Annotated in this window: 4 protein-coding genes; all 4 read left to right on the top strand. The window is 60.3% G+C overall.

The features are described 5' to 3' along the window. Positions 1 to 689 (top strand): hypothetical protein (locus sphst_RS20605; RefSeq protein ID WP_442800400.1); only part of this gene is annotated, 689 nt, incomplete at its 5' end. A 502-nt stretch (positions 690 to 1,191) separates the two neighbouring features. Continuing rightward, the gene (locus sphst_RS12510) at positions 1,192 to 1,542 is read left to right on the top strand and encodes a hypothetical protein (RefSeq protein WP_081877446.1); all 351 of its coding nucleotides are present in this window, start codon (positions 1,192 to 1,194) and stop codon (positions 1,540 to 1,542) included. A gap of 53 nt (positions 1,543 to 1,595) precedes the next feature. Beyond that, the gene (locus tag sphst_RS12505) at positions 1,596 to 2,834 is read left to right on the top strand and encodes a YihY/virulence factor BrkB family protein (protein ID WP_159043613.1); all 1,239 of its coding nucleotides are present in this window, start codon (positions 1,596 to 1,598) and stop codon (positions 2,832 to 2,834) included. Positions 2,835 to 2,864: 30 nt separating this feature from the next. Beyond that, entirely contained in the window at positions 2,865 to 4,742 is a 1,878-nt protein-coding gene (locus tag sphst_RS12500; protein ID WP_051916256.1) for an AI-2E family transporter, read from the top strand. Positions 4,743 to 4,754 lie beyond the last annotated feature (12 nt).

The raw sequence follows: 4,754 nt of genomic DNA, 5'->3' as shown, positions 1-4,754 counted from the left end.
GGCAGGCAAAGGCCGGCAACGATCTGTCGAGCCGGTTACGTGCTGCCGAGGCAAACGTCGTGCAGCTTCACGACGAGCATACGGATGTGCATGCCAGCCGGCTCGACGACGCTCGCGGACAGGTCCTCGGCGTTGCACGAAACGCCTCGGATACGAGCGCTTCCTATGCCCAGCGCATCAAGGATGCCGTGGCGTCTGCAGGCGACAGCTTGGTAGAGGCATCCCACGACCTGCAAAACAGCACTAGCTCGACGGTAAACCGTGTCGCTGGCTGGATCCGCGGTAAGGGGCAAGGGGGTGGCCACACGGGATCACCGATCAGCAATCCTGTCGTACTCGGGACGGCAGCAGCTCTGGTTGGGCTTGTCGCAGGCGTACTGATCCCGGTCAGCGACGAGGAGGAACGAGCGCTGGGCAGTTTTGCCGGCACTTTGAAAGCAAAGGGACGTGACCTTGCCCAGGATGTCGTCAATCGCGGTGCGCAGGTGGCCGGAGATACGTTGGATGCCTTCAAAGACAGCGCCCAGACCCATGGCCTGACCGCCGACAAGCCGGTCGGCGACCTCCTCGGCGAACTGAAAAGCGGCGAGCTTCTGAGCCACGCCAAGCAGGCTGCGCAAGAGGTGGCCGATGCGAGCAAGGAAAGCGTGCAGTCGCAAATGTCTGGCGACGACAAGAACCTGCGATAATCATTAGCGGGATGCGGTCTTCAGACCCGTATCCCGCTATGCGACCGGAGCCGCGCGTGATCATAGCGTCCAGCAAGCTTCCGGCACTTCTCTTTGCCCGGCCAAAATAGGAGCACGAGATGCGCAGACGCGGAAACAAACCTGTCGGCATCGCCGCGAAGATCATTTTTCTGCTACTCGTGGTGATGGTAGGCGTGGTCATATGGTCGGGCATTCAAGGCCTGCAGAAGGAGCCTCACGGCCCTCCTCGTGGAAGTCAGTCCATGCCTGCACAAGCAGCACAGGGGACCGCTCAGCCAGTCACGCCCGAAGTACAACCCGCGCGTTAGCAGCCAGACATTGCCTGACATCCGGACTATCTGGTTCTTCCGCGAACGTTGCCAGCCGGGCAATTGGGCTTTGTGAGGCAGGATGCGTTTATGGTTCATCTTACACCCAAGGATCTGTGACGCCTGCCGCTACTAGCAAGGCAAACGCAGACCGAAAACTCGGCGCCCTCACTATGAAACATTTCGTTCTCGCTCTCGTAACATTGGCTTTGCTCGCCGCGTGTGATGGCCCCGCTGAAAAGGATGGCAAGGATCGGGACAAGGCCGCGGCCGCGGCTAATGGGCTACCTTACGAAGGCCATGGCCCGAACGAGAAACTAGGTGAAGCGCGAGACCGCGCTACGACAGCTGCTACAAAAGCCCGTGATGCCCAAGCAGCTGAACTGAAGCAGCAGGCACGCAATATCCGCAAGGAAGCAGATGACCGCGCCGACAAACTCGATGCGCAGGCAAAAGTTATTCGTAACGAAGCCGACACGCGTGCGGACGCCATCGACGCGCGCGCCAAGACAGTCCGCCAGTAATGGCTTCGTCCTCAGTATCACATTCTTCCGCCGACGGCCAAGCACCAGACGCGATGCCCACCCGAGGTCGTGGACGGGCAGCGCGTGAATTTTGGCATATTCCGAAGGCGGGTTGGCGCGATATCCTGGTTCGGACCTGGTCGGAAACCGGTGAGGACAACATAAGCCTCTTGGCAGCAGGGGTAGCGTTTTACAGCTTTCTGGCGTTCGTACCGATGCTGGCGTCGATCGTGCTGATCTACGGCATCGTCGCCGATCCCAGCGACATCGCTGGCCATCTGCAGACGTTGATGAAGATCCTACCGACCGATGCTGCCAAGATTGTCGCGGAGCAATTGAAAAGCCTGACTGAAACGCCAGTCACACGGACGACGATCGGTCTGATCATGGCAACTTTGCTGGCAATTTACGGAGCGATGCGCGGCGCAACGTCAGTCATCGGTGCGCTGAACGTCACCTACGGCGAACGCGAGACGCGCAACTTCTTCCGAACGACAGGTCTTTCGCTCGCCTTTACCATCGGTGCGGTACTCGCTGCGATCGTTGCCATGATCGCGATCAGCGCGATGAGCCTGATCGGCACCGTGATCCACTTGCCAGCCTTTGCCGCGCCCTTGATCACAGGTGGCCTGTGGATCGGCACCGCGCTGGTCGCCAGTGGGCTAATAGCCGTGGTCTACCGCTATGGTCCTGACCGTCAGGACGCGAAATGGACCTGGCTGACGCCAGGTGCGGTTTTTGCGAGCGTCGGCGCGCTACTCGCCACGTTCCTGTTCGGTCTCTACGTCAGCAACTTTGCCGGTTACAACGCCACCTACGGCGCGCTTGGCGCAGTCGTTTCGTTCTTGATGTGGTTGTACGTCACCGCCTTCGTCGTCCTTCTCGGTGCGGAACTGAACGCCGAGATCGAGCGCCAGACCGCGCAGGATACGACAACGGGTCCGGAAACACCGATGGGCGAGCGCGGCGCAAAAATGGCCGATACGACCGCTGACGCGCCAAAGCCAAGGGGGTCTCTTGCAACGTCTACGGATCAGTCTTTTGACCAGGCGGCCTCGGCGCCTAAAACGGCTGACTCATCACCACCATCGGCAATGGCGCCGTTGGTAGCGGGCGTTCTGGCGTCAAGGGTCAGCCGGCATGTCGGCGATGTTCAGGTAGGCGTGATCCCCATGACCCTTATCGCGAGCGGTCTCACATTAATCGGTCAGCGCAGGTCTGCAGGACGCGGATTACTGTGCCTGGCAGGTGGTGCCCTGCTGACGTGGCGTGCACATGCTCGTGCACGCTAACGCCTGCCCCGTTATTTCGAAAGCAACTCCATGAACAACCTCGACAACGTCGCTGGCTATAAGAACGTGTTGACAGGCAGCCGTGAGGAGCCAGCAGATACGCCTGGGGCTTTGCAGATCGCACCGACCTCCGCGCCCGAATTGAAGACACTGGCTGGGGTTGCGGTCGGCACACTCGTCATCGCCGCACTCTATTTCGGGCAGGAGGTGCTGATACCGATCACGCTAGCCGTGATGCTCTCCTTTGTGCTGTCACCGGTCGTGAATTTCCTGCAGAAGTTTCGCCTCTGGCGCGCACCCGCTGTCATTCTGACTGTGCTGGCAGCACTCGGGGTGTTGGGGTTGGCGGGCACGCTGATCGGCAGCCAAGCCGCTTCGCTGACCGCCAACGCGCCGCAATATGCCAAGACTATCGAGGCCAAGGTCGAAGGTATCCAGGGGTTCGCTCTGACGCGCATGGCGTCGGTCACCAAGGCGCTTGGCGGTGGCAAGACCAGAAACGTACAGGGGGCAGCCCCAACGCTTAATAGTGGTGCTGGACCAGCATCGGGCCAACGCCGACCGATACCGGTCGAGGTCGTTCAGGAAAGCACGTCACCTTTCACGATTGCTAAGACCGTTGTTGAGCCAATCTTGGGTCCGCTCGAGACGACGATCATCGTTCTCATCGTCGCGATCTTCGTGCTTATGCAGAAGGAGGATTTGCGCGACCGCTTTATCCGCGTGTTCGGCTCCAGTGACCTTCATCGCACGACCCGAGCGCTCGACGACGCCGGACAGCGCTTGAGCAAATACTTCCTCTCTCAACTCGCGGTGAACACCTGTTTTGGCCTTGTTATCGGATTGGGGCTTTGGCTGATCGGCGTACCCTCGCCGGCCATGTGGGGCGTCATGGCAGGCCTCCTGCGCTTTGTCCCCTATATCGGCTCGCTTCTGGCTGCAGTTGCACCTGCAGCCCTCGGTGCGGCCGTCGATCCGGGCTGGGGGATGACGCTCGAAGTCGTCGCGCTCTTTGCGGTTGTCGAACCCGTCACTGGCTACGTCGTGGAGCCGCTGCTTTACGGCCATTCGACCGGGCTTTCTCCTGTATCAGTAATCGTCTCGGCAGTCTTCTGGACCTGGTTATGGGGACCTATCGGCCTCATCATGTCGACGCCGCTGACCCTGTGTTTGGTAGTGATGGGCCGGCACGTGAAGAGCCTGGAATTCTTCGATGTGCTGCTAGGTGATCGGCCCGCCCTCACGCCTGTCGAAAGCTTTTACCAGCGAATACTCGCAAACAACCCGGACGAAGCGCTTGCGCAGGCAGAGGCCTTGCTGGCCGACCGTTCGCTGACGGACTATTATGACGGTGTCGTGCTCGAAGGTCTCAAATTGGCGGTAGAGGATGAAGCGCGCGGGACGATCGATAAAGCCGGCGCGGTTCGGATGACCCGATCGATGCTGTCGGTTATCGACGATCTCCGACCCCCGGCCGGGGCAGAGCAAGCGTTGCCTTTGACACCGAACGTCCTGTGCGTCGCGGGCCACGGCGCCTTCGATAATGCCGTCACGGCAATGCTGGCTCAGCTTCTCGGCCAACGCGGCCTGGAGGCAAAGCGAGTCCCCAATGCCGATGTGTCTAGGGAGACGGTCGCAACGCTGGATGTCACTGGCATCGACGTGATTACCATTTCCTATCTAGAGGTGACGGGGACACCTGCACAGCTCCGATATCTCGTTCGCCGGCTTCGTGGGCGTGCGCCGGAGGCTCGCATTCTAGTTGGCATGTGGCCGCAGGGTGAAGCCGCACTGAGCAACGCAGATATACAGCGGACGCTAGGCGCAGATGGCTATGTCGGATCCCTTGCCAACGCCGTTGAGCAGGTCGCGCTTCCTCACTCGCGACCTGGAACTGCGACTGCCTAACAATCTTGTCGC

The sequence above is a fragment of the Sphingomonas sp. STIS6.2 genome, assembly GCF_000732685.2.
Taxonomy (GTDB): Bacteria; Pseudomonadota; Alphaproteobacteria; order Sphingomonadales; family Sphingomonadaceae; genus Sphingomonas; species Sphingomonas aerolata.
Note: the sequence above shows the minus strand (reverse complement) of the source record. Positions and strands in the feature narration are given on the sequence as shown.